The sequence below is a fragment of the Kitasatospora hibisci genome (genome assembly GCF_043950205.1).
Lineage (GTDB): Bacteria > Actinomycetota > Actinomycetes > Streptomycetales > Streptomycetaceae > Kitasatospora > Kitasatospora hibisci.
In genome coordinates this window covers 7,790,069-7,816,371 of the sequence record NZ_CP171642.1, presented here as the reverse complement: position 1 = coordinate 7,816,371, position 26,303 = coordinate 7,790,069, and the positions used below count along the sequence as shown (strand labels likewise).

The 26,303-nt window shown below is 74.0% G+C and carries 23 protein-coding genes and 1 pseudogene; 15 read left to right on the top strand and 9 right to left on the bottom strand.

Translation table 11 applies throughout. From position 1 onward, the window contains the following. Positions 1–2 precede the first annotated feature (2 nt). From ACF9IK_RS33950 to ACF9IK_RS33930, 5 genes are all read left to right on the top strand, one after another. Positions 3–1,331, top strand: coding sequence for a M1 family metallopeptidase (locus tag ACF9IK_RS33950; RefSeq protein WP_395298760.1), 1,329 nt, complete (start codon positions 3–5; stop codon positions 1,329–1,331). A gap of 88 nt (positions 1,332–1,419) precedes the next feature. Beyond that, entirely contained in the window at positions 1,420–3,810 is a 2,391-nt protein-coding gene (locus tag ACF9IK_RS33945) for a restriction endonuclease (RefSeq protein ID WP_395297901.1), read from the top strand. Between the two features lie 56 nt (positions 3,811–3,866). Continuing rightward, a complete protein-coding gene (locus ACF9IK_RS33940; RefSeq protein ID WP_395297900.1) occupies positions 3,867–5,246 on the top strand; it encodes a serine hydrolase domain-containing protein in 1,380 nt (459 codons plus the stop codon). Positions 5,247–5,671: 425 nt separating this feature from the next. Next, complete coding sequence (locus tag ACF9IK_RS33935; RefSeq protein ID WP_395297899.1) at positions 5,672–6,625, top strand: GNAT family N-acetyltransferase; 954 nt, start codon at positions 5,672–5,674, stop codon at positions 6,623–6,625. After that, positions 6,622–7,491: a lysophospholipid acyltransferase family protein gene (locus ACF9IK_RS33930; protein ID WP_395297898.1), complete on the top strand. Its 870-nt coding sequence runs from the start codon at positions 6,622–6,624 to the stop codon at positions 7,489–7,491. The genes ACF9IK_RS33935 and ACF9IK_RS33930 overlap by 4 nt, the downstream gene beginning before the upstream one ends. Positions 7,492–7,606: 115 nt before the next feature. On the opposite strand, the gene ACF9IK_RS33925 is transcribed toward ACF9IK_RS33930, so the two are convergent. Beyond that, positions 7,607–9,214: an MFS transporter gene (locus ACF9IK_RS33925; protein ID WP_395297897.1), complete on the bottom strand. Its 1,608-nt coding sequence runs from the start codon at positions 9,212–9,214 to the stop codon at positions 7,607–7,609. A gap of 176 nt (positions 9,215–9,390) precedes the next feature. On the opposite strand from ACF9IK_RS33925, the gene ACF9IK_RS33920 reads away from it, so the two are divergent. Next, positions 9,391–10,068 (top strand): TetR/AcrR family transcriptional regulator, encoded by a 678-nt coding sequence (locus ACF9IK_RS33920; protein WP_395297896.1) that lies wholly within the window; start codon positions 9,391–9,393, stop codon positions 10,066–10,068. Positions 10,069–10,152: 84 nt separating this feature from the next. Here the strand turns inward: ACF9IK_RS33920 and ACF9IK_RS33915 are convergent, their stop codons facing one another. Then, positions 10,153–10,701 (bottom strand): MarR family winged helix-turn-helix transcriptional regulator, encoded by a 549-nt coding sequence (locus ACF9IK_RS33915; RefSeq protein WP_395297895.1) that lies wholly within the window; start codon positions 10,699–10,701, stop codon positions 10,153–10,155. Positions 10,702–10,780: 79 nt separating this feature from the next. Here ACF9IK_RS33915 and ACF9IK_RS33910 point away from each other — a divergent pair, with 79 nt between their 5' ends. The 4 genes from ACF9IK_RS33910 to ACF9IK_RS33895 all read left to right on the top strand — a co-directional run bounded on the left by ACF9IK_RS33910 (position 10,781) and on the right by ACF9IK_RS33895 (position 15,490). Then, on the top strand, positions 10,781–12,049 hold the full coding sequence (locus ACF9IK_RS33910) for an MFS transporter (RefSeq protein WP_395297894.1): 1,269 nt from the start codon (positions 10,781–10,783) through the stop codon (positions 12,047–12,049). A gap of 114 nt (positions 12,050–12,163) precedes the next feature. Continuing rightward, positions 12,164–12,640, top strand: a complete 477-nt coding sequence (locus ACF9IK_RS33905) for a hypothetical protein (protein WP_395297893.1) — start codon at positions 12,164–12,166, stop codon at positions 12,638–12,640. 18 nt (positions 12,641–12,658) lie between these two features. Then, entirely contained in the window at positions 12,659–13,657 is a 999-nt protein-coding gene (locus ACF9IK_RS33900) for a YdcF family protein (RefSeq protein ID WP_395297892.1), read from the top strand. Positions 13,658–13,936: 279 nt separating this feature from the next. Further along, complete coding sequence (locus ACF9IK_RS33895) at positions 13,937–15,490, top strand: extracellular catalytic domain type 1 short-chain-length polyhydroxyalkanoate depolymerase (RefSeq protein ID WP_395297891.1); 1,554 nt, start codon at positions 13,937–13,939, stop codon at positions 15,488–15,490. An 86-nt stretch (positions 15,491–15,576) separates the two neighbouring features. Here ACF9IK_RS33895 and ACF9IK_RS33890 read toward each other — a convergent pair whose 3' ends face one another. Beyond that, a complete protein-coding gene (locus ACF9IK_RS33890) occupies positions 15,577–16,239 on the bottom strand; it encodes a GOLPH3/VPS74 family protein (protein ID WP_395297890.1) in 663 nt (220 codons plus the stop codon). A gap of 195 nt (positions 16,240–16,434) precedes the next feature. Between ACF9IK_RS33890 and ACF9IK_RS33885 the strand changes: the two genes are divergently transcribed. After that, positions 16,435–17,115 carry a DUF6445 family protein gene (locus ACF9IK_RS33885; protein ID WP_395297889.1) on the top strand — a complete coding sequence of 227 codons (681 nt, stop codon included), beginning with the start codon at positions 16,435–16,437 and terminating at the stop codon, positions 17,113–17,115. Between the two features lie 55 nt (positions 17,116–17,170). Here the strand turns inward: ACF9IK_RS33885 and ACF9IK_RS33880 are convergent, their stop codons facing one another. Continuing rightward, a complete protein-coding gene (locus ACF9IK_RS33880) occupies positions 17,171–17,827 on the bottom strand; it encodes an endonuclease (RefSeq protein ID WP_395297888.1) in 657 nt (218 codons plus the stop codon). 122 nt (positions 17,828–17,949) lie between these two features. Between ACF9IK_RS33880 and murQ the strand changes: the two genes are divergently transcribed. From murQ to ACF9IK_RS33860, 4 genes and pseudogenes are all read left to right on the top strand, one after another. Continuing rightward, the gene (gene murQ, locus ACF9IK_RS33875; protein WP_395297887.1) at positions 17,950–18,924 is read left to right on the top strand and encodes an N-acetylmuramic acid 6-phosphate etherase; all 975 of its coding nucleotides are present in this window, start codon (positions 17,950–17,952) and stop codon (positions 18,922–18,924) included. Between the two features lie 203 nt (positions 18,925–19,127). After that, positions 19,128–19,511 (top strand): hypothetical protein, encoded by a 384-nt coding sequence (locus ACF9IK_RS33870; protein WP_395297886.1) that lies wholly within the window; start codon positions 19,128–19,130, stop codon positions 19,509–19,511. Positions 19,512–19,624: 113 nt separating this feature from the next. Next, on the top strand, positions 19,625–20,383 hold the full coding sequence (locus ACF9IK_RS33865) for an SOS response-associated peptidase (protein ID WP_395297885.1): 759 nt from the start codon (positions 19,625–19,627) through the stop codon (positions 20,381–20,383). 137 nt (positions 20,384–20,520) lie between these two features. Further along, positions 20,521–20,946, top strand: a pseudogene (locus tag ACF9IK_RS33860) (Rieske (2Fe-2S) protein); the annotation flags it as partial. A 118-nt stretch (positions 20,947–21,064) separates the two neighbouring features. Here the strand turns inward: ACF9IK_RS33860 and ACF9IK_RS33855 are convergent. From ACF9IK_RS33855 to ACF9IK_RS33835, 5 genes are all read right to left on the bottom strand, one after another. Beyond that, a complete protein-coding gene (locus ACF9IK_RS33855) occupies positions 21,065–21,301 on the bottom strand; it encodes a hypothetical protein (RefSeq protein ID WP_395298802.1) in 237 nt (78 codons plus the stop codon). Positions 21,302–21,510: 209 nt separating this feature from the next. Beyond that, positions 21,511–22,788 (bottom strand): sugar ABC transporter permease, encoded by a 1,278-nt coding sequence (locus ACF9IK_RS33850; RefSeq protein WP_395297884.1) that lies wholly within the window; start codon positions 22,786–22,788, stop codon positions 21,511–21,513. Continuing rightward, positions 22,785–23,573, bottom strand: coding sequence for an ATP-binding cassette domain-containing protein (locus tag ACF9IK_RS33845; protein WP_395297883.1), 789 nt, complete (start codon positions 23,571–23,573; stop codon positions 22,785–22,787). The genes ACF9IK_RS33850 and ACF9IK_RS33845 overlap by 4 nt, the downstream gene beginning before the upstream one ends. 113 nt (positions 23,574–23,686) lie before the next feature. After that, positions 23,687–24,781, bottom strand: coding sequence for a sugar ABC transporter substrate-binding protein (locus tag ACF9IK_RS33840; protein ID WP_238859207.1), 1,095 nt, complete (start codon positions 24,779–24,781; stop codon positions 23,687–23,689). Positions 24,782–25,176: 395 nt separating this feature from the next. Beyond that, on the bottom strand, positions 25,177–26,229 hold the full coding sequence (locus ACF9IK_RS33835; protein ID WP_395297882.1) for an AraC family transcriptional regulator: 1,053 nt from the start codon (positions 26,227–26,229) through the stop codon (positions 25,177–25,179). Between the last annotated feature and the right edge of the window lie 74 nt (positions 26,230–26,303).

Below are 26,303 nucleotides of genomic sequence, written 5' to 3'. Positions count from 1 at the left end.
CGGTGTCCCCCATCGCCGGCCCGGACCCGTACTTCCCGAACAGCGGTGATCCCCGCTACCGGGTGCACCGCTACGAGCTCGCGCTCGACTACCGGCCGGGGCCCAACCGGCTCGGCGGTACCGCGCGGCTGAGCGCCGTCGCGGGCACCGCACTGCCGGAGTTCGCGCTCGACCTGGCCGAGTTCCGGATCGGCCGGGTGCTGGTGGACGGCAAGTCCGCCCGGTACACCCATCGCGGCGGCAAGCTGCGGGTGCGCCCGGCCAAGGCGCTCACGGCGGGGGCCGCCTTCACCGTCGAGGTGCACTACACGGGGAACCCGCGCCCGGTGCGCAGCCCGTGGGGCGGCCTCGGCTGGGAGGAGCTCACCGACGGTGCGCTGGTGGCGAGCCAGCCGGTCGGCGCGCCGTCCTGGTTCCCGTGCAACGACCGGCCGGCCGACAAGGCCACCTACCAGATAGCCGTGACCACGCCGTCGCCGTACGCGGTGGTGATCGGCGGCCGGCTGCTCACCCGCACCACCCGGGCGTCCAGCACGACCTGGGTGTACGAGCAGAGCGCGCCGACCTCGACGTACCTGGTGACCGTCTCGATCGGCCAGTACCGGCCGGTGCAGCTCGCCGAGCGCCCGGCGGTGCCGCAGACCGGCTACGTGCCGGAGCGGCTGGCCGGCGGTTTCGCCGCGGACTTCGGGCGCCAGCCGCAGATGATGGCCTTCTTCGAGGAGGTCTTCGGGCCGTACCCGTTCGGCGAGTACACGGTGGTGGTCGCGGACGAGGAACTGGACGTCCCGGTGGAGGCCCAGGGCATCGCGACCTTCGGCGCCAACCACCTGGGCGGCGGCTGGGGCCGCGAGCGCCTGATCGCCCACGAGCTGGCCCACCAGTGGTTCGGCAACAGCCTGTCGATCGCCGACTGGAGCCACATCTGGCTCAACGAAGGCCTCGCCAAGTACGCCGAGTGGCTCTGGTCCGAGTACAGCGGAGGCCCGTCCGCCGCGAAGCACGCCGCCGCCGCCCACGCCCTGCTCGCCGGGCTCCCGCAGGACCTCCGGCTCGGCGACCCGGGCCGCAAGCTGATGTTCGACGACCGCCTCTACCAGCGCGGCGGCCTCACCGTCCACGCGGTGCGCTGCGCCGTCGGGGACCGGGCCTTCTTCCGCCTGCTCAAGGACTGGGCCGTCCTCAACCGGCACGGCGTGGTCACCACCGCCGACTTCCGCACGCACTGCGCCCGGTACGCGGGCGACCCGCTGGACGGTCTGTTCGCCGCCTGGCTGCAGGACCCGGCGCTGCCCGCGTTCCCGTCCTCGCAGCGGCCGCCGGTGCTCTGAGCCCTCCCACCGGCTGTCCGACCCTTCGTGGAGAATGCCACCCACCGGGACGACCCGTCCCGGCGGTGACTCCTCGGGAAGGCGGTGGATGGACTCCTTCGACCTTGGGCGGCTGACGGACCACGACTTCGAGCTGGTCTGCCGCGACCTCTTCGGTGAACTCCTCGGCGTTCCGATGGAGCTCTTCCCGCGCGGCCGGGACCGGGGGGTCGACCTCCGGCACACCGACGCCGCCGGCAGGTCCACCATCGTGCAGTGCAAGCACTGGCCGCGCGGCGACCAGAACGGACTGATCCGGCGCCTGGTCCGGGAGGAACTGCCGAAGGTCGCTCAGCTCAAGCCCGACCGGTACGTCATCGCCACCACGGTGGGCCTGAGCGTCGACGGCAAGGAGCGGCTCCGCGACGCCTTCGCCCCCTTCGTCCGGAGCACCGGCGACATCCACGGGGTGGACGAGATCGTCGCCGAGCTGCGGAGCCGGCCGACGCTGGTCCGGCGGCACTTCCGGCTCTGGCTGAGCAGCACCAGCGTCCTCCAGACGGTACTCCACCAGGAGCGGCACCTGCGGTCCTCCTGGCTCCGCAGGCGGCTGCCCCGGGTCGCGGAGACGTTCGTCCCGCACGAGGGCTTCGACCGGGCGAAGCAGGTCCTGGACGAGCAGCGGGTCTGCGTCGTCGCCGGCATCCCGGGGGTGGGGAAGACCACGGTCGCGCTCATGCTCTCGGCCTGGCTCATGGGCAACGGCTACGAGCTGCACGAGGTCTCGCAGGACATCGACGAGGTCGGCGCGCTCTGGCTCGACGACACCCCGCAGGTCTTCCTCTACGACGACTTCCTCGGCCAGACGACGCTGGAGTCGCAGCTGAACAAGAACGAGGACTCCCGGCTGCTCGCCGTCGTCCGCGAGATCCGGGAGACACCGGGCAAAGCGCTCATCATGACCACCCGCGACTACATCCTGGAACACGCCCGGCTCAAGCACGACCGCCTGGCGGCGGCGGACGTCACCGAGGCCGCGAGCGTGATCCACCTGACCGACCTGGGGCTCCGGATCCGCGGGCAGATCCTCCACAACCACGTTCACCACTCGGCGGTACCCGCGGCGCAGAAGCGCCGCTTCGCCGACCGGGCCGTCTGGCAGCCGGTCGTGACGCACCGGAACTTCAATCCCCGGCTGATCGAGGAGACGCTGCGGCTGGCCGCCCGGCGGGAGCAGGACGTTCCTGCGGCCATGGTGGCGAACCTCGACGATCCGCAGCGGATCTGGGAGCGGATCGTCGAGCACGAACTCACCGACGAGGCCGTCCACCTGCTCGAAGTGCTCCTCACCCTCCAGACGGCCACGCTGTCCGAACTGGAGGAGTCGTGGTCGTGGTACCGCAAGGAACTGGACCGGGACGCCGACGGCCGGCTCTTCCGGCGGGCGCTGCAGGTCCTGGAGGGCACGATGGTGACCCTGGACGGCGGGAACGCCGCCTTCCACAACCCGTCGATCGCCGACTACCTGCGTTTCCATCTCAACGCCGGCCGGACCCGGATCCCTGCGCTGCTCGCGGCCTTCGTCGACGTGCGGCAGCTCTACCGGACCATCGAGGCGGCCCGGCTGCCCGACGGCGGCGCCATCCGCGAACAGCTCCGGGCGGCACCGGAGTCGTTGGCCGACGCCGTGCGCAGCACCCTGGACACCGTCGAGGACTCCCTCTCCCCCGAGGACGACGGCCTCGCGGCCCACTTGCAGTGGGTGTTGGAGACGGCCGAGCTGTTGGGCGCGGGCCCGCTCGCAGCGGTCGTGCTGGAACAGACGAGGGACCACCTGTACTGGACCGGCCCCGACGAGCGCCTCGCCGCGCTCGCCGAGGCGATGCAGCACAGCTCGCTGATCCCCCTGGAGCATGCGGAGCAGTTCAGCGCGATGGTGGACGAGCGCATCCGCGAAGCGGTCGAGGAGCGTCTCGCCGCCGGCGGCTGGGGCTACGCCATGGACCTCGCCGAACACCTGCCGACGAACACGCTGGACGACCCGGCGCTGCAGGAGAGCCTGCTGGAGGGGGCCCTGGACGAGCTGCGGGAACTGGCCGGACTCACCGAGGACCGTCTCACGGACGGGCATCTCGACGTGATCGACGAGCTGCTCGACTTCCTGGTCGACCACGAGGCGCAGGACGACCTGCCGGAGGAGTTCGAGCGCGTCACGGCGATGGCTCGGCGTCTCGCCGACGCCCGGAAGGAGCGCCGCGTCAGGTCGGCCGCCGTCCTACCGCTCGGCAGCGGGCAGTTGCTGAGTCAGCGCGAGCGTGACGCCACCCGCGATCACGCCGTGGTGGCCGAACTGATGCGCGGGCTGGACCAGGCGCCTCCCGTGGACCGATCGCCCGCCGGGAGAGTCACCGCTCCGGTCGTGACGAGGGCCGGCGGGACGCCCACGGCCTCTCGGCACGGGCCTGAATTCTCGGTGGATCCGAGCAGACGGCCGGGCTAGGTTGGGCGCACCGCCCGCCCGACCGCGGGTCCGTCCGACTCTTTCAGAGGATTCAGATGACCGACCTGCACGACGAGCTCCTCCCCACCACCCGCCGCGCTCTGCTGCACCGTGTCGCGGTCGCCCAGGCAGAGGGCCGCACCCCCTCGTTCGTCGCCGCGGTGGTGCGGGACGGCAAGGTGGTCTGGACCGGCGCCCGCAGCATGATCGCCGACCACGCGCCCACCGCCGACGTGCAGTACCGGATCGGTTCGCTCACCAAGACCTTCGTCGCCGTCCTGGTGCTCCGACTGCGCGACGAGGGCCTGCTCGACCTGGGCGACCCGCTCGGGCGCCACCTGCCCGGCACCCCGGCCGACGAGGCCACCGTCGCCCAGCTGCTCTCCCACGCGTCCGGGCTCACCGCCGAGACGCCGGGGCCCTGGTGGGAACGGACCGAGGGGACGCTGCGGCCGGAGCTCGCCGACATCCTGGAGGACGACCGCCCGCTCCGGCACCCGGCCGGTCACCGCCACCACTACTCCAATCCCGGCTACGCGCTGCTCGGCGCCCTGGTCGGGCGTCTGCGTGGTGAGCCGTGGGGCGAGGTCCTCCGCCGCGAGCTGCTGGAACCGCTCGGGATGGACCGCACCACCCTGCTCCCGCAACATCCGCACGCCGGCGGTTTCGCCGTCCACCCGTGGGCCGACGTCATGCTGCCGGAGCCGCTCACCGACACCGGGCTGATGGGCCCGGCCGGCCAGCTCTGGTCGACCACCGCCGACCTCGCCCGCTGGGCCGCCTTCCTGGCCCGCGGCGACGCGAAGGTGCTCGCCGCAGCGAGCCTCGCCGAGATGCGCCGGCCGGCCGTCGGCCCGGACGACGCAGACTGGTCCGGCGGCTACGGGCTCGGCCTCCAACTGCTGCGACGCGACGGCCGCGTGCTGTTCGGGCACAGCGGTTCGATGCCGGGCTTCACCGCCGGGCTCTGGATCAGCGAGGACGACGGCCTGGCCGCCGTCGCCCTCTCCAACGCGACCAGCGGCCCCAACACCCCGCTCGTCGCGGCGGACCTGATCGCGATCACCGCCGAGCACGAGCCTCGGCTGCCCGAGCCCTGGCACCCGCTGCCGTCCGTCGACGAGGAGCTGCTGGCGCTGACCGGCCCCTGGTACTGGGGCGCCGCGGCCCACGTCCTGCGGCTGAGGGCCGACCGCGGGCTGGAGTTGGCCCCGCTGGCAGCCGGTACGCGCGCCTCCCGGTTCCGCGCCGAGCCGGACGGCACCTGGACGGGGCTGGACGGCTACTACGCGGGCGAGACGCTGCGGGTGGTACGGGCCGCCGACGGCTCCGTCAGCCACCTCGACCTCAACTCCTTCGTCCTCACCCGCGAGCCGTACGGACCGACGGACGCCGTCCCCGGCGGGATCGACCCGCAGGGGTGGCGGGCCGGCTGACGCCCCGGGCGCCCGGCGCCGACCTCGGCCGTACTGCGCGGTCGTCCCGATGACGGACCCGGCCCCCGGCCCCCGGCGCTTCGGCGCCGGGGGCCGGGGCGTTGCCGGAACGTTCGGGTCGTCGGTCCGGATTCGTGCGAGCCGCCGCGCACGCCCGGAGTGCGCCGGTGCGGCGGGTGGCTCGGCGACGGATTCCACCCCCGGGGGCGGAGCATCCGGCGGCGCCCCGGCACCGAGCAGGTGGACGGCAGACACCGGGTGGCCCCATTCAGCAGGTGCACATCTGCGCTCCACCGAACGACAACGTGGACGCCAGCCGACTCGGACAGACATACGGTGACCGGTTCGCACCCACGACCGAGCGGACCGGTCGGTGCCACGGCCCACGTGGCCGCCGTCGTCCGTGCTGCCCTGGAGGGTCCGCCATGACCGTCGTCCCCACGTACGCTCCTCCCGCAGTCGCCCCCGACCACGCCGTCGTGGTCCCCGCCCCGCGCACGGCCCGGTCGGCGTCCACCGCCCGGCCGGCCCGGAGCCCCGGCTCCGGGCCGGCCGCCGCCGCGCCCGCCCAGACGTACACGGTGGCGCTGGCCCGCGACGAGGACGACGTCCGCGCCGCCCAGCGGCTGCGCCACGAGGTGTTCGCCGCCGAGCTCGGCGCCGTCCTGCACAGCCCGACGGCGGGCCTGGACGTCGACCCGTTCGACGAGCACTGCGACCACCTGCTGGTCCGCGAGGGCGAGGACGGCCCGGTGGTCGGCACCTACCGGCTGCTGCCCCCGGACGCCGCGCGGCGGGCCGGCCGGCTCTACTCCGACGGCGAGTTCGACCTGAGCAACCTGACGCCGCTGCGCGACGGCCTGGTCGAACTGGGCCGCTCCTGCATCCACCCCGACCACCGGGGCAACGGCGCCGTGATCAACCTGATGTGGGGAGGCATCGCCCGCTACCTCGCCGACACCGGCAACACCTGGGTGGGCGGATGCTGCTCCATCCCGCTGGACGACGGCGGCGCCACCGCAGCCCGGGTCTGGGACACCGTCAGCGCCAAACACCTCGCCCCCGAGGAGTACCGGGTCACGCCGCACCGGCTCTGGGACGCCACCGGGATCCGGCGGGCCGACCGCGCCCCGCTGCCGGCCCTGCTCCGCGGCTACCTGCGGCTCGGCGCCTGGGTCTGCGGAGCCCCGGCGCACGACCCGGACTTCGCCACCGCCGACCTGTACGTACTGCTCTCCCTGGAGCGCACCGACCCGCGCTACCTGCGGCACTTCCTCTCCGGGGTGAACGCGGTCCCGGGTGGCGGTGGAGCCACGGGTGGCACCGGGGGCAACGCCGCCGGCGGCCCGGCCGCGGCCTCACGGGAACCGTCGGCATGAGCGTCTGGCTGCCGACGGCGACCTGCACCCCGGAGGCCTGCCTGACCGAGCAGGCCCCGGTGGTGGCCCTTCCCCGGCGGATCCTCCGGCTGACCGCCTGCCTGACGGTCCTGCTGGTCGGGATCGCCCTCGCCCTGCCGGTGCGCGCCCTTCCCGGCCGGGCGCGCACCCGGCTGGTGCGGTTCTGGACCCGCACGCTGCTCGGGGCGCTGGGCGTGACCGTCCACTCGACGCCGTCGCCCACCGCCGGTGCGGCGGGCGGCGTGACGGGCGCGACCGCGGGCCGGGCGACCGGGGAACCGGAGCCCGGGGTCCTGGTGGTCGCCAACCACGTGTCCTGGCTGGACATCCCGCTGATCGCGACCGCGCTGCCCGGCCGCTCGATCGCCAAGACCGAGGTGCGGCACTGGCCCGTGCTCGGGCCCGTCACGGCCTGGGGAGGCACGGTCTACCTGGACCGCGACCGGCTCCGCGCCCTCCCGGACACGGTCGGCGCCGTCGCCGCCCAGCTCCGGGCGGGCCGGCCGATGATCGTCTTCCCGGAGGGGTCGACCTGGTGCGGGCGGGAGAGCGGGCGGTTCCGCCCGGCGCTCTTCGAGGCCGCCGTCCAGGCCGGGGCCCCCGTCCAGCCGGCGACGATCCGCTACCGGCTGGCGGACGGCCGGCCGACCAGCGCGGCCGCGTTCGTCGGCGAGGACGGCCTGCTCGCCTCGCTCTCCCGGGTGGTCGCGGTACGCGGGCTGGTCGCCGAACTGACCTTCCCACCTGCGATCCCGGTCCCTGTCCGCGCCTCGCACGACACCCGCTGGGGCCCGCGCCGGGAGCTGGCGCGCGCCGCGCAGGCCGCCGTCGAGGGGGTGCGCTGACGGCCGGTGAGCCGCCGGCACCGCGTGGTGCCGGCCGGCGGCAGCCTCGGGCGGCCTTCGACGGATCCGACGGTCTTCGGCGGCCCCGGTCGTGGTCGGCGGCCGGCCGGGGTCGTCACCGCGTCCGGGCGTCGACCAGGATCTCCGGGCGCGCCGCAGGCCCGGCGGACGTGCCGGCGTCGGGCGAGGGCCCGGCGATCGGGGCCCGCCCGCCCACGGACCGCAGGAGTACGGCGACCGCCACCGCCGTGACGGCCAGGGCGCCGGACCCGCAACGCAGCGCGAGCTGTACCCCGTCGGTGAAGGCGCCCTCCACGGCCACCAGCACCGGGAGCGGTGCGTCCACGGCCCGGCCGTCACCGAGTCCGGAGAGCGAGCCGGTCACCGAGTCGGTGACCTGCCCGACCGTCCCGCCCGGGAGGCCGAGCCGCACCAGGGAGCCGGTCAGGCTCTCGGTCATCCGGTGGGTGAGGACGGCACCGAGGACGGCGATGCCGATCACGCCGCCGAGCTCGCGCAGGGTGTTGACGGTCGCCGAGGCCATCCCGGTCCGGTCCGGCGTGACCCGCTGGAGCACGGCGATGGAGACCGGGGCGAAGGTCAGCCCCATCCCGAGGCCCAGCGTGAGCAGCGTCCACACGTACGCGGGGTACCTGGCGTCCTGGCCGTAGCAGGAGAGGCCGCCGAGCCCGGCCGCGCAGAGCGCCAGTCCCAGCACCACCGGCAGTCCGGGGCCGTGACGACCGGCCAGCCGGGCGGAGACGGGACCCGCCACGACGATCATCGCGGTCATCGGCAGCCCGGCGATCCCCGCCGCGGTCGGCGACCAGTCCAGGACGCCCTGCATCAGCAGAGGCAGGAAGAACAGTGCGCCGAACATCCCGAAGCTGATCATGAACCCGCTGAGCAGGGCACCGCCGAGGACGCCGTCGCGGAACAGCCGGAGGTCCAGCATCGGCTCGGGAACGTGCAGTTCGAGCAGGACGAAGGCGGCGAGCAGCAGCACCGCCGCGCCCGCGCAGCCGAGCACCGGCCCGTCGCTCCAGCCCCGGGACGGCCCCTCGACCAGGGCGTAGACGAGCGCGCCGAGGCCCGTGGCCGAGAGTGCGAGCCCCGCGAGGTCGATCCGGCGAGCGCGCGGCGCGATGGCGGGTAGCACCCGGCCGGCCAGCAGCAGGCCGCCCAGCCCGATCGGGACGTTGATCCAGAACACGCTCGCCCAGCCGAAGGTCTCGACCATCGGCCCGCCGATCACGGGTCCGACGGAGAGGCCGAGCGCCGAGACGCCGGACCAGAGGCCGACCGCCCGGGCGCGCTCGCGCTCGTCGGTGAAGACGTGTCGCAGGATCGCCAGGCTCCCCGGGGTCAGCAGCGCGGCACCGACGCCCTGGAGCATCCGAGCGGCGACCAGCCAGCCGGTGGTGCCGGCGAGCGCGGCGGCGGCCGAGCCCGCGGTGAACAGACCGAGGCCGAGCCGGAAGACCCGGGTGCGGCCGAACCGGTCCCCGAGGGTGCCGCCGGTGAGCAACAGGGCGGCGTAGACCAGGCTGTAGCCCTCGGCCACCCACTGCAGGCCGCTGATGCCGGCCTCCAGGTCCTGCCCGATCCGGGGCAGCGCGTTGTTGACGATGACGTTGTCGAGCATCGACATGAACATCGTGACGCAGAGCGTCACCAGCGCGAGCCGCTTGTGCCGAGCGCCCGGCACCCCTGTCTCCCCCATCGGGAGGCCTCCGTTCCACAACCCCGATTCACGCCCCTAACAGTGTTAGGGATCGCCTGGCACGGATAGAATGCCCCTAACACTGTTAGAGGGCAAGTCGGATTCCCGGAGCCGGAGCCGGAGCCGGAGCCGGAGCCGGCCGGACGCGACCCACCGACCCGACGGAGGCGAGGCCCATGCCGAACGACGACGACACGCAGCCGCCGCTCACCAGGGAGGCCCTCGGCCTGGCCGCACTGCGGGTGCTGGAGCGGGACGGCCTCGCCGGACTCTCGATGCGCAAGGTCGCCGCCGAGGTCGGCGTCAAGGCGGCCTCGCTGTACTGGCACGTGCGCAACAAGGAGGAGCTGCTCGACCTCCTCAACGACGCGATCATGACGGGCGCCGAGGCCCCGCCACGGGTCGGCGACTGGCGCAGCCAGTTCCGCGAGTACTGTCACCGCCATCGCCGCCACCTGCTGGACCGGCGCGATGCAGCCAAGGTGGTCGCCGGCCGGCTCGCCCCCGGCCCGAACCTGCTGCGCCTCCAGGAGGACCAGCTGGGCCGGCTGCGCGAGGCCGGCTTCACCGACGCCGACGCGGCCATGGTCACCTACCTGCTCGGCACCTACGTCCAGGGCTTCGTCCTCCAGGAGCAGTCGCCCATCTCGGCCTCGGAGGCCATGGGGGCGACCCGCCGCGAGGCCGTCGACGCGGCCGCCGACCGGCTGCGCGCACTGCCGCCGGAGGAGTTCCCCCATCTGACGGCGCTCGCGGGCGACCTCACCGGACCCGACCTCGACGCCCGCTTCGCCTTCGGCGTCGAGCGCATCCTGGACGGCCTCGCCGCCCTGCTGCCGGCGGAGAGGCGCTGACGGACGCCCCGCCCGAGCGGCCCGGGACGGAGGCGACAAGGGGTCGGCCCCGGCCGCTGCTCGGCGCCGGCCCGCCGGCCGCGCTCAGCTCGGCTCGGACGGCCGGCCCGGCGGGGCGGCGGGGGTCTCGACGGCCAGGAGGACGCGGCGCAGCAGGTCGGAGAGCAGACGCCGCTCGTCCGGCGCCAGGACGCCGAGCACGCGACGCTCCTCCCGGCCGACCACGTCCAGCGCCTCGTGCCAGGCCTCCCGGCCGGCGCCGGTCAGCTCGACGTCGACCCGGCGACGGTCCTCGCTGGAGGGGGTGCGGACGACGAAGCCCCGGCGTTCCAGCGCCTCCAGGCGGCCGGTCACCGAGGCCGGGGCGAGGTCGAGGTCGGCGCGCAGCTCGGAGGGGGTGGCCCGGCCGCCGCGGCCGGCGAGCTCGTGCAGGGTGTCGAACTCGTGCTTCTGGAGTCCGTAGTCGGCGACACCCTGCTCACGCACCCGGCCCAGGTGTTTGGTGAGCTTGTTCATCCGCGTGACGGCGCCCTCGACGTCCGGGTCGAGCTCCGGCAGGACCGGCCGCCAGCGCTCGACGTGCCCGTCCGTCCAGTCGCCCGGCGGGTCGGGTCGTCGCGCGGCGTGGTCCATGGGACGAGTGTAGGTGGAGTCGATCAGCTCACCGAATATTTCGTTGCCGAAATTTTGGTGCCGAAATATAGTCCCCGCCGTGACGCATCCACTGAGACTTCCCGGCTTCCGCCTGCTCTACATCGGGCGGACCGTCTCCACCCTCGGCGACGCCGTCGTCCCCACGGCGCTGGCCATCGCCATCACCCAGGCGACCGGCTCCTCCGGCGCCCTCGCCCTCGTCCTCGGCTGCGCGATGGTGCCCCGGCTGCTGTTCCTCCCCCTCGGCGGCGTCGTCGGGGACCGCTTCAACCCGCGGACCGTGGCCCTGGTGACCGACCTCGTCCGGGCCGCCGCGCAACTGGCCGTCGGCGTCGAACTGCTCGGCGGAGAGCCGCGCCTGACCGCCATCGCGGTGGCCGAGGCGATCGGCGGCACCGCCTCCGCCTTCGCCATGCCCACCGCCACGCCCCTCGTCGCGGCGACCGTCGACGGCCCGCAGCGCATGCGGGCCAACGCGCTGCTGGCCTCCACCACCAACGCGGCCCGGCTCGGCGGCCCCGCGCTGGCCGGCCTGCTGGTGTACACCACGGGCGCCGGCTCGGCCTTCGTCCTGGACGGCGTCACCTTCCTCGCCTCCGCCGCCCTGCTCGCCAGCCTCACCGTCCGGCCCGCCCCCGCGCCGCGCCGCGCCCTCCTCGCCGACCTGGCCAAGGGCTGGACCGAGGTGCGCTCGCGCGACTGGTACTGGACCAGCCTGATCGCACACGGCATGTGGAACGGCGCCAGCGCGGTGCTGCTCACCCTCGGCCCGTTGATCGCCGCCCGCGACCTGGGCGGGGAAGGCGCCTGGGTCGCCATGACCCAGGCCGGCGCCGTCGGGGTCCTCGCCGGCTCGCTGCTCGCCGGGCGCCTCCGTCCGCGCCGACCGGTGCTCGCCGCCAACCTCGGCCTCGCACTCCTCGCGCTACCCCTGCTCGCCCTCGCCGGTCCACTCCCGGCGCCGGTCACCGTCCCCGTGTACGGGCTGGCCATGGCCGGGGTCGGCTACCTCAGCCCGGTCTGGCAGACCGTCGTCCAGCAGGAGTTCCCCGCCCACGTCCTGGCCCGCGTCACCTCCTACGACTGGCTGTTCTCCCTGGCCGCCGCACCGCTCGGCTACGCGCTCGCCCCGGCGGCGGCCGACACGTGGGGCGCCCGCGCTCCCCTGCTGGTCACCGCCGCCTTGGTCGGGGTGAGCTGCGCCGGCACGGCGCTGGTACCCGGCGTGCGCCGGATCGGACGCGCGGCGGTGGCGGCGGCCGACGCGGACGAGGCGGGCACGACCGTCGCGGCCCCGGCCGCGCGGGCCGCTGCAGGCGACTCCTAGCGCGTCGGCCACCCGCCGACGGCGCGCACCCTGCCGCGCGTCACCTCCTCGTCCGGCCGGGCGCGTTGTCGTAGGCGGGTGGCATGGTCGGCGCGGGAAGGGAGGCCCGGGCGCATGGACGGGGACGACGAGGACGCACTGCTCGCCCAGGCGATCGGCGCCTGGGCTCCGAGCGGCCGGCGCGGCGTGGAGTGGGTGGCGCGCCGGCTGCCGAAGGACGTCCACGAGGAGGAGCTGGAGCTGCCGCTGCCGTACGCGCTGGCCGCGGCCCGGGTGAAGGCGGTGCTGCGCGGCCTCGGCCGGCGGGTCCCGCCGGTGTCTCGGGGCACGCGGACGTTCCGGGTGATGGCCGGTGGAGGGGTGTGGGGGTTGAACCCGGTCCTGGTGACGGTCCGCCTCACCGCGGTGGGCGAGCCCGAGCCCGAGCCCGGCAGCACGTTCGTACACCTGCGGGCCGCGGCCAAGGAGGGGCTCGTCCGGCAACGGGCCGGGCAACGGACGGGGCGGCGGGTGGCGGAGCTACTGGCAGGGCACGGAGGTCGAGTGGCCGACCGTCAGGCATTCCCGGGCCACGGCAGGCCGTACATCTGAAGAACCTACGATACGGGCATGATCGCCTATGCCCCAGCAGCCCTGTTCTTCGTCCTGTGCGGGATCGGGGTCCTGCGCGACCGCCGCCGGTTCAGCAACGCCGTGCTGCTCGGCATCGCCGTCTCCCTGCTCGCCGTGGCCCTGCTCGCCGAGCTGCGCAAGGCGCCGACCCTGGTGGTCGAGCTGGCGGCCGCCGCGATCGTCCTGCTGCCCGCGATCGGCACGCTGGCCCTGATCGGCTTCCTGATCTCCAACGGCCTGACCATGATCCGGAAGGAGGGTCTCCGGCCCGCCAACCTGCTCTCGCTGCTCGCCGGCCTCGGCATCCTGGGGGTGATCGCCCTGCTCGGCGCCGCCGCGGCGACCCACTCGGTCCGGCTGGGCATCATCGCGGGCAGTGCCGCCCTGGTGGTCGGCTACGTCTCCTTCCTGTTCGTCTGCTTCGTCGGCTACGCCTTCCTGTACGGCCGCCACCGGCCGCGCGGGGACGTGGACTTCGTCGTGGTGCTCGGCTCCGGCCTGATCGGCGGCGAGCGGGTGCCGCCGCTGCTGGCCAGCCGGCTGAACCGCGGCCGCGAGGTCTACGAGAGGCAGGCCGCGCGCGGCAATCCGCCGGTTCTGATCACCTCGGGCGGCCAGGGACCGGACGAGAAGCTGCCGGAGTCCCACGCGATGGCCGACTACCTGGTGGCGCAGGGGTTCCCGGAGGAACGGATAACCCGCGAGGACCGCTCCCGCACCACCGAGGAGAACCTGCGGTTCAGCAAGGTGATCATGGAGCAGGCCGACCCCGGCTACCGCTGCGTCGTCGTCACCAACAACTTCCACGCCTTCCGGGCCGCGCTGACGGCCCGGAAGACCGGTGTCAACGGGCAGGTGTTCGGCTCACCGACCGCGGCGTACTACTGGCCGAGTGCGACGATCCGCGAGTTCGCGGCGGTCTTCCTCTCCCACAAGCTGATCAACTTCGGGATCTGCGGCTTCCTCGCCCTCTGCGGGCTGCTCGCCGCGCTCTGATCCACCGCCCTTCCCCTGCGCCGCCGCGGGCCCCGGCCGTGTCGCGGCGGCCGGGTCAGGGGCCGGAACCGCGTGGCCGCGGGTGGCTGCGGGTGGCCGCGGGTGGCTGCGGGTGGCTGCGGGTGGCTGCGGGTGGCTGCGGGTGGCTGCGCCGCCATGGCACCACCCGCCATGAAGGGCGGCGACAGGCCGTCTGACCGTCCCATACCTCCCGGCGGTCCGACGCACGACGATGCAGGGCATTCCACCCGTGCTCCTCCTCCACCCAGGAGTCACCGCATGGCCGAGCTACCCGCTCCCCCGCCCGCCCGCCGCCCTGCCGTCCGCTCGTCCACCCCCCGCTCATCCGCCGTACCGGGCAGGCGGGGCGGCCGGCTCGCCCGCTGTGCGGCCGCCGCCGTGCTGGCGGCGGGTGCGCTCGCCGCCGGCTCCGGCCCCGCCACCGCGGCGACCGACGGCTCCGCCGCGAACGCCGCAGGTGCCGCGGTCAGCGGGACGTTCCGGCAGATCACCGGCTTCGGCACCAACCCCGGCAACCTGGCCATGTTCAGCTACGTTCCGGCAGGCCTGCCGGCCGGTGCCCCGCTGGTGGTCGCGATGCACGGCTGCGTCCAGACCGCCGACGACTACCACCGCGATTCCGGCTGGACCAAGTTCGCCGACCTCTACGGCTTCGCGGTGGTCTTCCCGCAGACCGGCCCCACCAACAACAGCCTCTCCTGCTTCCGCTGGTTCGACGCCGCCGAGGACAGCCGGGGCACGGGTGAGGCGAAGTCGGTGGTCGAGATGGTCGCCAAGGCCGAGTCGCTGTACGGCTCGGACGGCCACCGGGTGTTCGTCACGGGCCTCTCGGCGGGCGGCGGCATGGCGGCGGACCTGCTGGCCGACTATCCGGACGTCTTCGCCGGCGGGGCCGTCGACTCGGGGCTGCCCGCCCACTGTGCAACAGCCCAGAGCGCCGCGTCCGGCTGCCAGAACTCCGACCAGCGACTCACCCCCGCCCAGTGGGGGGACAAGGCCCGACGGGCGTACCCGGGGTACGGCGGACCGTGGCCGCGCGTCGCGATCTGGCAGGGCAGCGCCGACACCACCGTGAAGCCGGTGAACGCCACCGAACTGCGCGACCAGTGGACGGACGTGTGGGGCATCGGTCAGGTCGCGTCCGCCACCCGGAGCCTGCCCGGCGGCACCACCGAGTCGGTCTACCACGACCCGGGCGGCCGGCCCGCCGTGGCGCTCTACTCGATCGCGGGGATGGGGCACGGCCTCGCGGTCGACCCGGGCACCGGCACCGACCAGTGCGGGGCGTCCCGCGGCTACTTCCTCGACACGATCTGCTCCAGCTACTACACCGCGCGGTTCTGGGGCCTGGACGGCGGCGGCGCCACCCCCTCACTGCCCGCGCCCGCCACCCTGAGCGCGACCGCCGCGGGGGCCGACGCGGTCGCGCTCACCTGGCAGGCCGTCACCGGCGCGGCCTCGTACGCGGTGTACCGGGACGGCGCCGAGGTGGCCGGCCCGGCGGCCACCTCGTACACGGACACCGGCCTGAGCGCGGGCACGTCGTACGGCTACCAGGTCGCCGCCGTGGACGCGACCGGCGCCGAGGGCGCGCGCTCGGCCGTGGCGACGGCGACCACCGCCGGGAGTGCACAGCCCTGCTTCACGGACAACAACTACAACCAGGTGAGCGCGGGCCGCGCCACCCGGAGCGGCGGCCTCACCCACGCACTCGGCTCCGGCCAGTCCATGGGCCTGTGGAACACCTTCACCACCCACACCCTGCGGCAGACCGCCCCCGGTTACTTCGTCCTCGCCGACGGCCGGTGCTGAACGAGGTCGGGAGGGTCCTTCCCCCAGTGGGCTGCCGGGCGGCGGGCCGGCGGCGGTGCGCCGTGGCGGGCCGGGCCGGGCCGGCGTCAGGAGACCGCCGCGACCGCTGCTGAGGCTGCGAGGACACCCAGCGCGGCCTGGGTGGCACGGATCCCGTCCCGGACGGCATCCCCCGCCCACTGGCCGTCGGCGATCTCGGCCATCCTCGGCTCGACCTCGCCCCGCGGCACGTCCGGGAAGGCCAGCCGGTGCAGGCCCGCACCGTGGAGCAGCGCGATGAGTCCGCTCGTACGGTCGTCCGGCTCTGCGCCCTCCAGCACCACCGCGGCGAGCCGGCCGCGCAGCTCCCGCTCGGCGGCGCCGTCCGCCTCCGGGTAGCGGCGGACCGGGAAGAGCCCGAGCACCCGGTGGCTCTCCTCGGTGACGATGCCCTGTGCGCACAGGCTCGCGAGGCTCGCCTCGGCGCTCTTGCCCCGGTCCTTCCTCAGCCAGCCCGCCACGGTGGGCGACCTGCTGCTCCGGGCCCAGGCGTCGATCCGCTCCAGAACGCCGTCGAGCAGCGCACTGCCGGTCGGCGAGGAATCGACCACCTCCACGGCTCCGCCGTCGACCCGGACGCGCTCGGCGAGTGCGAGCTCCAGCAGCAGACCGCTGGTGACGGTCCAACCGGCCGCCCACCGGTCCTTCGCCTGGCCGCTCTCGTCGTCCAACGACAGCAGCATGATCTCTTCGCCCAGCGTGACGGGCATGTCCCACCCCTTGTGCTCAGGAAACACACATGCATCCGGACGGGACGATTCCGCCCTCGGAAAGGTTCCCGGAGCCGCATGCCGACGGATCCGGGCGCGGCCTTGTCCGCCGCGGAGCGCAGGCTCCGGACAGTTGGCGAAAGGTTGACCTGCCCACGGCAGAACGTTGGCGATCTCCGCCCCTATGGTCGGCGCATGCCCCCACAGCCCCCCAGGCGGACGGCGCTGCCCGTCCTGCCCTACCGCAAGCCCACTCCCGGCCGGGACTACTGGGTCCTGGACGACGTCCTGCCGGACCCCGACGCCGTCCGCGAGCGGGTCCTGGCCCGCGGCGACTGGACCCAGGGGCGCCCCTACCGGCCCGAGGCCTGGCCCGGCCTGCGCACCATGCCCGGCCTGGAACCGGACGAGCTCGCCCGGGTGGAGGCGCTGGTCCGCAAGTCGACCGGCGCCTCCCGGCTCTGGGTGCAGAGCACGCCCGGCGGCGGCACGCTCAACCACAACTGCGTCCAGCTCGTCGGCGCCGGCGAGTCGGAGTCGCGCCCGCACACCGACTCGCGGGCGCTCTGCCGCTACGCCGCAGTGCTCTACCTCTCCCCCGACGCTCCCAAGGACGCCGGCACCAGCTTCTACCGCCAGCAGTTCCCGGGCGGCCGGCTCGGCGGCAACCTGGTCAACGCGCCCCACAACAACCTGGTCGAGGCCCTGGGCACCCGGCACGTCCCCGGGGACGCGTTCACCGAGGACGTCCGCGTCCCCAACCGCTACAACCGGCTCCTGCTGTACCACGCCAACCTGATCCACAGCGCCACCGCGTACACGGGCATCACGCTGGAGGAGCGGCGGATGACGGCGGTCTTCTTCTGGATGGCCTGAGCCGGCCGGACGGCCCGAGCCGGCGGGCGGTGGCGCCGGCCCCGGATCGACCCGGTCAGCGATGCGCCGCCGCCGTCGTGCCCAGCAGCTCGCCCGGCTCCCCGCGCGCCAGGCCGACCCGGGTCAGCGCTGCGGCCAGCCGGGCCGACTCATCGGCGCCGACCAGGCGCGCCAGGCCCTCCGCCGAGTACGGCAGGCCGAGGTCCGCGGCGACGCGGCGCACCCGGTCGTCGAAGAACGGCCGGAGCTCCGGCCAGACCTCCTGGGCCTCGCGGCAGAAGATCCCCGCCCCGACCGGCCCGATCCGGGGAAACTCCTGGAGCAGGCCCTGCACCCGTTCGGGTGATCCGCCGGCTTCGTCGCGCAGCCGCCGGAGGTCGCCGTGCCAGCGGTCGAGCAGCAGGCCGGCGCCGCGGCCGAGTGCGGTCGCGGTGCTCTCGTCGTACCGCACGTAGTGGGCGCGCCCGAGCGCGTCCACGCGTGCCCGCCAGGTCGATCCGGCCATGGCGCGCGGCGTCCGCAACCCGGCCGCGAAGAGCTCCCGCGCGGCGGCGACGGCCGTGGCGGCGCTGATCCGGATCGAGCAGAGCACCGTCAGGACGAGCAGTTGGTAGAGCGGCGCGGGCGTGTCGCGCAGCGTGATCCCCGCCTCGTCGGCGTAGGTCCGCCCGTACTGCTCCATCAGGGCGGCGACCGTCCGGTCCGCGTTCATGGCAGGCCTCCCTCTCCCGGGCACCTGCCCAGATCCGGTCCGCCCATGCGTGCGGCGCCGCAGAACCCGCCCCGACGGAGCCGACCTGGTTGACTCCGCCCCACTCTGGGGAGAAGGGCCTCGTGAAGAGCGAGCAGCCGGCCGATCCGGCCCCCACGGCGTCCCCGGCGCCTCATGGTCCGCCCGGCCCGGCGGCCGGGCCCGCGGTGACCGAGGCGGTACGGCCGGAGTGGTCCGGGATCGACCGGCTGCCGACGATCGACCTCCTCCGGCTGATGAACGCCGAGGACCGCACAGTCGCCGAGGCGGTCGCGACCCAACTGGAGCCGATCGCGGCCGTGGTCGACGCCGTCGCGGCCCGGATGGGCGCCGGCGGCCGGCTGGTCTATGCGGGCGCGGGGACGGCGGGGCGGCTCGGGGTGCTGGACGCGAGCGAGTGCCCCCCGACCTTCGGCACCGGCCCCGAGCGGGTGGTGGGCGTCGTCGCGGGCGGGCAGGCGGCCCTGGCGGGCGCCGTCGAGGGCGCCGAGGACCGTCCCGACCTCGCCGTCGCCGACCTGGAGCCGTTGGCCCTCACGCCGGCCGACACGCTCGTGGGCATCTCGGCCTCGGGCCGGACGCCGTACACGGTGGCGGCCGTCCGCCGGGCACGCGCCGCCGGGGCGCTGACCGTGGGGCTGGCCTGCGCCCGCGGTTCGGCGCTGGCGGCCGCGGCCGAGCTGGCGATCGAGGTGGAGGTCGGCCCCGAGGTGGTGGCCGGCTCGACGCGGCTCAAGGCGGGCACGGCGCAGAAGCTGGTGCTGAACCTGCTCTCGACGGCCGTCATGGTCCGGCTGGGCAAGACGTACGGCAATCTGATGGTCGACCTGCGAGCGGTCAACGCGAAGCTGCGCGACCGGGCGCAGCGGATCGTCGCCGAGGCGACCGGCGCGGACGCGACCACCGTGCGCGCCGCGCTGGCGGCGACCGGAGGCCGGGTGAAGGACGCCGTCCTGGTCGTCCTCGCCGGGGTGGACGCACCCGCGGCCGCCGCACTCCTCGCCGGATCGGGCGGGCGGCTGCGCGAGGCGCTGGAATCCGCGCCGCCGAAGGACTGACGCCCCGGCCGGACGCACTGCCGGGACGGCCCCGCCCTCAGCGGGCCGTCTCGGGCCTGCCACCGCGCCCGCCCGCCACCGCCCCCCTTGCCATCGGAGGAACGTGGGGGTATACGAAGCAGTGGATGGGATCCGGCTGCGGCCGGCCCCGCACGGCGCCCTGCCGCAGGCCCCGGAACCGCGAGACCGGAGAGGAGCAGGAGATGATCACCGAACTGGCCGTGGAACGGGTCGAGTTCATCTGCGGTCACTGCTGGCACCAGTGGAGCGCGGACTTCGACCTCCAGCACGTCCGGGACGAGGACGGTACCGACTGGGAGTACTTCTCCCTCAACGGAATCCCCGTCGCGTCCCCCTACTCCCCCGACGGCGCGCAGGCCTGCCCCGAGTGCCACCGGCACTGGGTCGGACACCTGGTCGCACGCCGACTGGTGCCGGTCATCCCCGACGGGGAGACCGTGCCGCGCAGCCGCATCACCGAGCCGGCCGCACACCGGCCGGAGCGGCACACGGCGCCGATGCTGTCCGCAGGCTCGCACCACCGACCCGCGGAGCGGCACCTGTCGGCGGCGGGGCACAACGGCTGAACCCGCCGGAGCCGTCCCCGCAGCCGCCGTTCGAACCGGCCGCACCGCGCGGACCGGAGCCACCGACGCGCTGCACGGGCGATCGGCCCGCCGCGGGTGGCAGAGTGGTGGGCATGTGCGGACGCTTCGTCTCCACCACGACCCCGCAGGACCTGGTCGAGCTGCTCGGGGTGACCAGGTGGACCCCGGTCGAGACCCTGGCGCCGAGCTGGAACGTGGCGCCCACCGACCCGGTCTGGACGGTGCTGGAGCGGGTCGACCACGACACCGGCGAACTCGCCCGGCAGCTCCGCCCGGTGCGCTGGGGCCTCGTCCCGTCCTGGTCGAAGGACGCGAACGGCGGCGCCCGGATGATCAACGCCCGGTCCGAGACGGTGCACGAGAAGCCCGCCTTCCGGTCCGCGTTCGCCAGGCGGCGCTGCGTCCTGCCCGCCGACGGCTACTACGAGTGGGTGCAGGTGCCCGCCGACGGCGGCCGCAAGGCGTACAAGCAGCCGTACTTCCTCCACCCGGCCGAGGGCGGGCCGATGGTGATGGCCGGGCTCTACGAGTTCTGGCGCGACCGTTCGCTGCCCGAGGACGACCCGGCGGCCTGGCTGACCACGGCCACGATCATCACCACCGATGCCACCGACGCGGCCGGCCGCGTCCACGACCGCATGCCGCTCACCATCGCCCCGGACGGCCTGGACGCCTGGCTCGACCCCGAGCACACCGACCCGGTGGGGCTGCGCGGGCTGCTCCACGCGCCGGCCGGCGGCGAACTGCTCCTGCGGCCGGTCTCCACCGCCGTCAACAGCGTCCGCAACAACGGCGCCGACCTGCTCGCCCCCGTCCCGGACCCGCTCGGCCACGGCGACGGCCCGGCGTAGGCTCCGTCGCCGGACCTGGTGTCCGCTGCGTCCCGCGGCGGCCCGAGCCGACCGGACCTACCTGGCCGACCTGCCCGCGACAGTCACCGTGACCGCGACCCCCCTGCCCGGCGGCGAGGCGGCGCACCGACGTTCGAGTGTGCGGGCTGCGGCTAGCCGCCGGGCACGGACGCCATCGTGCACATCCCCCTTCGCTCCCGACGGCTGCGCGACGCCCTGGACGCACCGGCCGACTGGGACTTCCTGGACGCACCGGCCGGATCCCCGCACAGCGCCTTCAAGGCACGGTCGCGGTGCACCGGCCGGCTCCCCCCGGCTGGTTCGGGCTCGGGCCGGTGGACGGGTTCACCGAGGGCGTTCCGGCCCTGCGGACCGCCGACGGGCCGGCCGTCGTGGTGGTCCGGACCGGCGACTCCTTCGCGGTGCCCGCCGAGCGCTGCGCGCGCCTGTCCGGTCCGCTCTCCCAGGGCCCGGCGGTCGACGGGTGTCTGCGCTGCCCCTGGCACGGCAGCCGGTTCCGGCTGCGGGAGAGCGAGGCCGCGAGCGGGCCTGCCACCGCCCGGCAGCCGGTGTTCGAGACCCGGGTGCTCGGCGGCCACCTGGAGGCCCGGCTCCCCGGCTCCCCGGCTCCGGGTGACGACGGCGGGAACGGCCGAGGTACGGGCGGCCCGGCCGCCGTGGTCAGGCCTCCTGGGCGTCCAGCCAGTGCAGCAGGACGGCCCGCTCCGCCTCGGTGCCGGCGTGGCTGGCCGGGTCCAGCGCCCACCGGCGGATCCGCACGAGGGTCTCCGGGTCGATGTCGAGGTAGAGCCGCCAGTGCGCCCGGGAGTGACAGTGGGGGTCGGCCGGTTCGTCGCACTCGTCGCAGTGGCTGAAGAACGCGTTCACCAGACGGTGCACGATCGACTCGGCGGGCATGGCGGGAACACTTCCTCGTTCGCTCGGTTCGCGCCGCCGACCTCCCCGGGCCGGGGCGCACGGTTTCCAGGGTGCGGTGAGCCGCCCACCGCCCGGCAGGGACGAACGTCCCGTTCGCACGACCCGGCCCCGCCCCGGACCGCCCCGGAACACGCCAAGGCCCGGTACCCACCCAGGGGGTGGGTACCGGGCCGGACTCGGGGTGCGGGTCAGCCGCGACCCGAGGACTTCTGGGTACGGCGCGAGACCGAGTCGAGCACGACGGCGGCGAGCAGCACCGCGCCGGTGATCATGTACTGGATGGCCTGCGCGGCGTGGACCATGTCCAGGCCGGTGGTGATCGACTGGATGACCAGGATGCCGAGCAGCGCCGACCAGGTCTTGCCGCGCCCGCCGAAGAGGCTGGTGCCACCGATGACCGCGGCCGCGATGGCACTCATCAGGACGTTGCCGCTGCCCAGCGCCTTGTCCGCGGAGCCCTGCTGCGAGGCGATGAACAGGCCGCCGAGGCCGGCCAGGCCGGCCGAGATCATGAAGACCGAGATGCGGACCCGGGCGACGTTGATGCCCGCCCGGCGCGCGGCCTCGATGCCGCCGCCGACCGCGAAGATCTTCCGGCCGTAGGAGGTGCGGCGCAGCACGAAGTCCGTCAGCACGACCACGCCGAGCAGGATCACCAGGGGCAGCGGCAGGCCGCGGTCCTGGTTGAGGGTGTACGCGCCGACGAGGGCGAGAACCGCGAGGGCGCCGGTGCGCAGCGCGATCTCGCCGGTGGTGCGGCCCGGGAGGCCGGCGGCGCTGCGGCGACGGGCCTCGATGAGCTGGCCGGTCAGGAAGACGCCGATCGCGAGGAGCGCGAGCACCCAGGCGAAGGCTATGTCGCCGTCGCCGAGGAAGTACGTGTCCAGGTTGGCGACGACACCGTCGTTGATGTTGTTGACGGTGCCGAGCTTGCCGAGCACGTAGTCCTGGAGACCGCTCCAGGCGAGCATGCCGGCCAGGGTGACGACGAACGCGGGCACGCCGATCTTGGCGAAGAAGAAGCCGTGCAGGGCGCCGATGGCCACCGCGGCGGCGATCGCGATCAGGATGGCGAGGCCTTCGTTGAGGCCTTCGCGCACGGCCAGCACGGAGGTGATCGCCGCGGTGACACCGGCGATGGAGCCCAACGAGAGGTCGATCTCGCCGAGCAGCAGGACGAAGACCACACCGACGGCGATCAGACCGGGGCCGGCGATCCACTTGGTGATGTTCGTCAGGTTGTCGGCCTGCAGGAAGTGGCCGGTGACGCTCTGGAAGATGACGGCGATCAGGATCAGGCCGATGACGACCGGCAGCGAGCCGAGGTCACCGCTCTTGATCTTGCGACGGAACTCGTCCACGTAGCCGGCGACACCGCCCTGGCGCACCAGCAGGCGCGGGTCCACCGCCGGGGAGGCGGGGGTGGCGGGGGTCTCGGCGGTGGGGGTGGTCTGGCTGGTGCTCACTTCGCTTCCTCCGCGATGCGTGCCTGGCGCCGGGTGACGGCGTTGTCGGTGGCGCCGGTGATGGCGGAGATGATCTCCTCGGACGTGGTGCCGGCGACCGGGAAGGTGCCGTTGTTGCGGCCGAGGCGCAGGACGGCCACGGTGTCGGCCACCGCTCGGACGTCGGCCATGTTGTGGCTGATCAGGATCACGCCGAGGCCGCGCTCGCGCAGGCGCTCGACCAGGTCGAGGACCTGCGCGGTCTGCTCGACGCCGAGGGCGGCGGTGGGCTCGTCGAGGATGACGATCCGCGGGTCGCCGACGAGGGCGCGGGCGATCGCCACGACCTGGCGCTGCCCGCCGGAGAGGGCCGCGATCGGGATCCGCACACTGGGGATCCGGATCGAGAGGGTGTCCAGGAGCTCCTTGGCGCGGCGTTCCATGGCCACCTCGTCCAGCGTGCCGAAGCGGCGCAGCTCACGACCGAGGAAGAGGTTGGCGACGACGTCGAGGTTGTCGCAGAGGGCGAGGTCCTGGTACACGGTGGCGATGCCGAGCGCCTGGGCGTCCTGGGGACGGGCGATGCGTACCTCGCGCCCCTCCCAGCTGATGGCGCCCTCGTCGATCGGGTGGACCCCGGCGATCGTCTTGACCAGAGTGGACTTGCCGGCGCCGTTGTCGCCGACCAGGGCGACGACCTCGCCCGCGTGGACGTCGAGGTCGACGTCGGTGAGTGCCTGGACGGCGCCGAAGCGCTTGGAGACCTCGCGCAGCGCCAGTACGGGTGCGCCTGTCACGTGAACCATCTCCTGCGGGGTAGTGCTCGGGGCGGGGTGGGTGTGGTGGGTGCGCGGACGCCGGGGCCGGCGCTCCCCGGGTGTGGTGGGGAGCGCCGTGGCCACCGGGCCCGGCGGGCGCGTTACTTGAGGCCGGCTGCGGCGCAGGCGGCGGCGTAGTCGCCGGCGCAGATGTCGGCGGCCTTGTAGAGGCCGTCCGCGATCACGGTGTCGTTGATGTTCGCCTTGGTGACGATCTTGGGCTCCAGCAGCTTGGCCGGGATGCCCTTGTCGGTGTCGCTGTCGATGGTGGAGGGCGCGACGGACTTGAGGTCCTTGCCCTGCAGGAGGTTGACGGCCAGTTCGGCGGCGCTGTCGGCGAGCGGCTTGTAGGCCTTGTAGATGGTGTAGGCCTGGTCGCCGGCGACGATGCGCTGGACGGCGTCGAGACCGGCGTCCTGGCCGCCGACCGGGACGGCGATGCCGGCCGACTTCAGCTGGGTGATGATGGCGCCGGCCATGCCGTCGTTGGCCGAGTAGACGGCCTGGAAGCCGTCCTTACCGAGCTGGGTGATCGCGGCACCGATCTTCTGGCCGGCGACGGTGGGCTTCCACTCGCCGGACTGCTCGTAGACGACCTTCTTCACCTTGCCGTCCAGCGCCTTGTGGGCACCGGACTTGAACTTGGCGGCGTTCGGGTCCGCCTCGTCACCGTTGATCATGACGATGTTGGCGTCCGCGGCCTTGGCGCCGAGCGCCTCGACCAGCGCCTGGCCCTGGAGCTCGCCGACCTTCTCGTTGTCGAAGGAGACGTAGGCCGAGACCGGGCCGGTCGCCAGGCGGTCGTAGGCGATGACCTTGACGCCCTTGTCGGCCGCCTCCTTGACCCAGGACTGGGTGGACTTGGCGTCGAAGGCGTCCAGGATGATCACCTTCACGCCCTGGGCGATCAGGGTGTCGAACTGCTGCTTCTGCTTCGACGCGCTGCCTTCGGCGTTGCTGTACTGGACCTTGCAGTCCGGGCACAGCGCCGCGACCTTGGCCTCGATGAAGGGCCGGTCGAAGGACTCGTAACGGGTGGAGGAGGCGTTCTCCGGGAGCAGCAGGCCGATGGACTTGCTGTCGCCGGAGCTCGCGCTGTCCTTCTTGTCTGCGCCGGCCTTGCCACAGGCGGCCATGGACAGGGCCATCGAGACCGCGGCGGTGCCGATGACGACGCGACGCATCGTTGCGTTCATGGTGGGGGGTGCCTCCCTGACGGTGCCGCAGCGCTGCGGCGGAGTGGGAGGAGTTAACCCGGCCGTCTCGCATGACGTCAATAAGTAAATTCAAGACGGGGCGAGTCGACGGCTATTCGTTATCTTTGTGAACGCCTACCCGGGGTTGAAACTTGGAGGAAACTCCGAAGACCCATCCGGCAAGGACGGACAGAACGGGCGAATAGCCACGATTACCCCCCTCCCCCTGGTACGGACCAGCAGTGATGGAATCGTGGCGATCCACCACCGATCCACCCCTTCCTAAGCACACTACCTTGACAGGGGCAGGGCAAAACAACTCTTGTGTTCAAGACTTTGATCGGTAGCGGAGCGAAGGCCACCTCATGGACGGCAGCGGTCCGGCTAGGACCGGATCAAGCGAGGGCCGGTCGGTCGACGGCGGTCGCAGCCGCGGACCGGGCGGCGCGGTAGCGGCCCGGAGTGGTGCCGAAGAGCCGGCTGAACGCGTGCGACAGCGCGTACGGCGTGCTGTAGCCGACGCGGCGCGCGATCGCCTCCAGCGGGTCGTCCGTCTCCTGCAGCAGGGTCGCGGCCCGGGTCATCCGCCACCAGGCGAGGTAGGCCATCGGCGGGCGGCCGACCAGCGCGGTGAAGCGCCTGGTCAGGGTGGCCCGCGAGACGCCCGCCCGCGCCGCCAGCCCGTCCGTGCTCCAGTCACGCGCCGGATCCTCGTGCACCGCGCGCAGCGCCTCGGACACCACCGGGTCGCTGAGCGCCGCCGGCCACCGCCCACGCGCGGTCCCGGTGCCCGTGCCGGCCCCGTCGCCGCGCGGGTCGCCGTCCGGCCCGGCATCCGGGCCGCGCTCCAGCCAGGCCCGGACCAGGTACACCAGCAGCAGGTCGACCAGGCTGGGCACGGCGAGCGCACCGCCGGCCCGGTCCGCAGCCAGCTCACCGCCCAACAGATCGACGGCGGAACGCAGTTCGGGGTGGCTGCCGACCCTGGTCGGCAGGTGCAGGACGTCCGGGAGCTCGCGCATCAGCGGATGGGTACGGCTGTGCTCCAGCCGGTACTTCCCGCACAGCAGCTCGGTCACCGGGCCGTCGGCCGCCCGGCGCTGCGGGTCCGCCTCACCGGTGACCCGCGGCGGTCGCGGTCCCGGCACCGACCCGCCCGGGGCCAGCAGGCGGTCGATCGGCACCGCCCGCTCCGCCTCCGCCGGTTCCAGCGGCACACCCGCGAGGACGTGTCCGGTGCCGTGCGGGAGCAGGACCGCATCGCCGGCGGCCAGGCTCAGCGGCGCCCCGCCGTCCGGGAGAAGCCAGCAGCCGCCCTCCAGCACGACGTGGAAGCCGGCCCCGTCGTAGCCGGGGATCCGGGCGCTCCACCGGCCCGCGACCCGCAGCCGATTGGTGGAAGGCCGCCCGATCCGAACCGCCGCGATCGCGTCGCTCACCACGTCCATGCGGGCCAGGATACCGCGGGCGAATCCGATCTGAGCCGATGTCGTATCCAGACGATCCGATCACGCATTGAACG

Bases quoted from the DNA above. Each gene is read 5' to 3' on its own strand.
- ACF9IK_RS33905 (WP_395297893.1), top strand. From the start codon at position 12,164: ATGGACGGGGACGACGAGGACGCACTGCTCGCCCAGGCGATCGGCGCC.
- ACF9IK_RS33945 (WP_395297901.1), top strand. From the start codon at position 1,420: ATGGACTCCTTCGACCTTGGGCGGCTGACGGACCACGACTTCGAGCTG.
- ACF9IK_RS33890 (WP_395297890.1), bottom strand. From the start codon at position 16,239: ATGCCCGTCACGCTGGGCGAAGAGATCATGCTGCTGTCGTTGGACGAC.
- ACF9IK_RS33920 (WP_395297896.1), top strand. From the start codon at position 9,391: ATGCCGAACGACGACGACACGCAGCCGCCGCTCACCAGGGAGGCCCTC.
- ACF9IK_RS33885 (WP_395297889.1), top strand. From the start codon at position 16,435: ATGCCCCCACAGCCCCCCAGGCGGACGGCGCTGCCCGTCCTGCCCTAC.
- ACF9IK_RS33840 (WP_238859207.1), bottom strand. From the start codon at position 24,781: ATGAACGCAACGATGCGTCGCGTCGTCATCGGCACCGCCGCGGTCTCG.
- ACF9IK_RS33845 (WP_395297883.1), bottom strand. From the start codon at position 23,573: ATGGTTCACGTGACAGGCGCACCCGTACTGGCGCTGCGCGAGGTCTCC.
- ACF9IK_RS33835 (WP_395297882.1), bottom strand. From the start codon at position 26,229: ATGGACGTGGTGAGCGACGCGATCGCGGCGGTTCGGATCGGGCGGCCT.
- ACF9IK_RS33935 (WP_395297899.1), top strand. From the start codon at position 5,672: ATGACCGTCGTCCCCACGTACGCTCCTCCCGCAGTCGCCCCCGACCAC.
- ACF9IK_RS33925 (WP_395297897.1), bottom strand. From the start codon at position 9,214: ATGGGGGAGACAGGGGTGCCGGGCGCTCGGCACAAGCGGCTCGCGCTG.
- ACF9IK_RS33880 (WP_395297888.1), bottom strand. From the start codon at position 17,827: ATGAACGCGGACCGGACGGTCGCCGCCCTGATGGAGCAGTACGGGCGG.
- ACF9IK_RS33930 (WP_395297898.1), top strand. From the start codon at position 6,622: ATGAGCGTCTGGCTGCCGACGGCGACCTGCACCCCGGAGGCCTGCCTG.
- ACF9IK_RS33915 (WP_395297895.1), bottom strand. From the start codon at position 10,701: ATGGACCACGCCGCGCGACGACCCGACCCGCCGGGCGACTGGACGGAC.
- ACF9IK_RS33940 (WP_395297900.1), top strand. From the start codon at position 3,867: ATGACCGACCTGCACGACGAGCTCCTCCCCACCACCCGCCGCGCTCTG.
- ACF9IK_RS33870 (WP_395297886.1), top strand. From the start codon at position 19,128: ATGATCACCGAACTGGCCGTGGAACGGGTCGAGTTCATCTGCGGTCAC.
- ACF9IK_RS33855 (WP_395298802.1), bottom strand. From the start codon at position 21,301: ATGCCCGCCGAGTCGATCGTGCACCGTCTGGTGAACGCGTTCTTCAGC.
- ACF9IK_RS33865 (WP_395297885.1), top strand. From the start codon at position 19,625: ATGTGCGGACGCTTCGTCTCCACCACGACCCCGCAGGACCTGGTCGAG.
- ACF9IK_RS33895 (WP_395297891.1), top strand. From the start codon at position 13,937: ATGGCCGAGCTACCCGCTCCCCCGCCCGCCCGCCGCCCTGCCGTCCGC.
- ACF9IK_RS33900 (WP_395297892.1), top strand. From the start codon at position 12,659: ATGATCGCCTATGCCCCAGCAGCCCTGTTCTTCGTCCTGTGCGGGATC.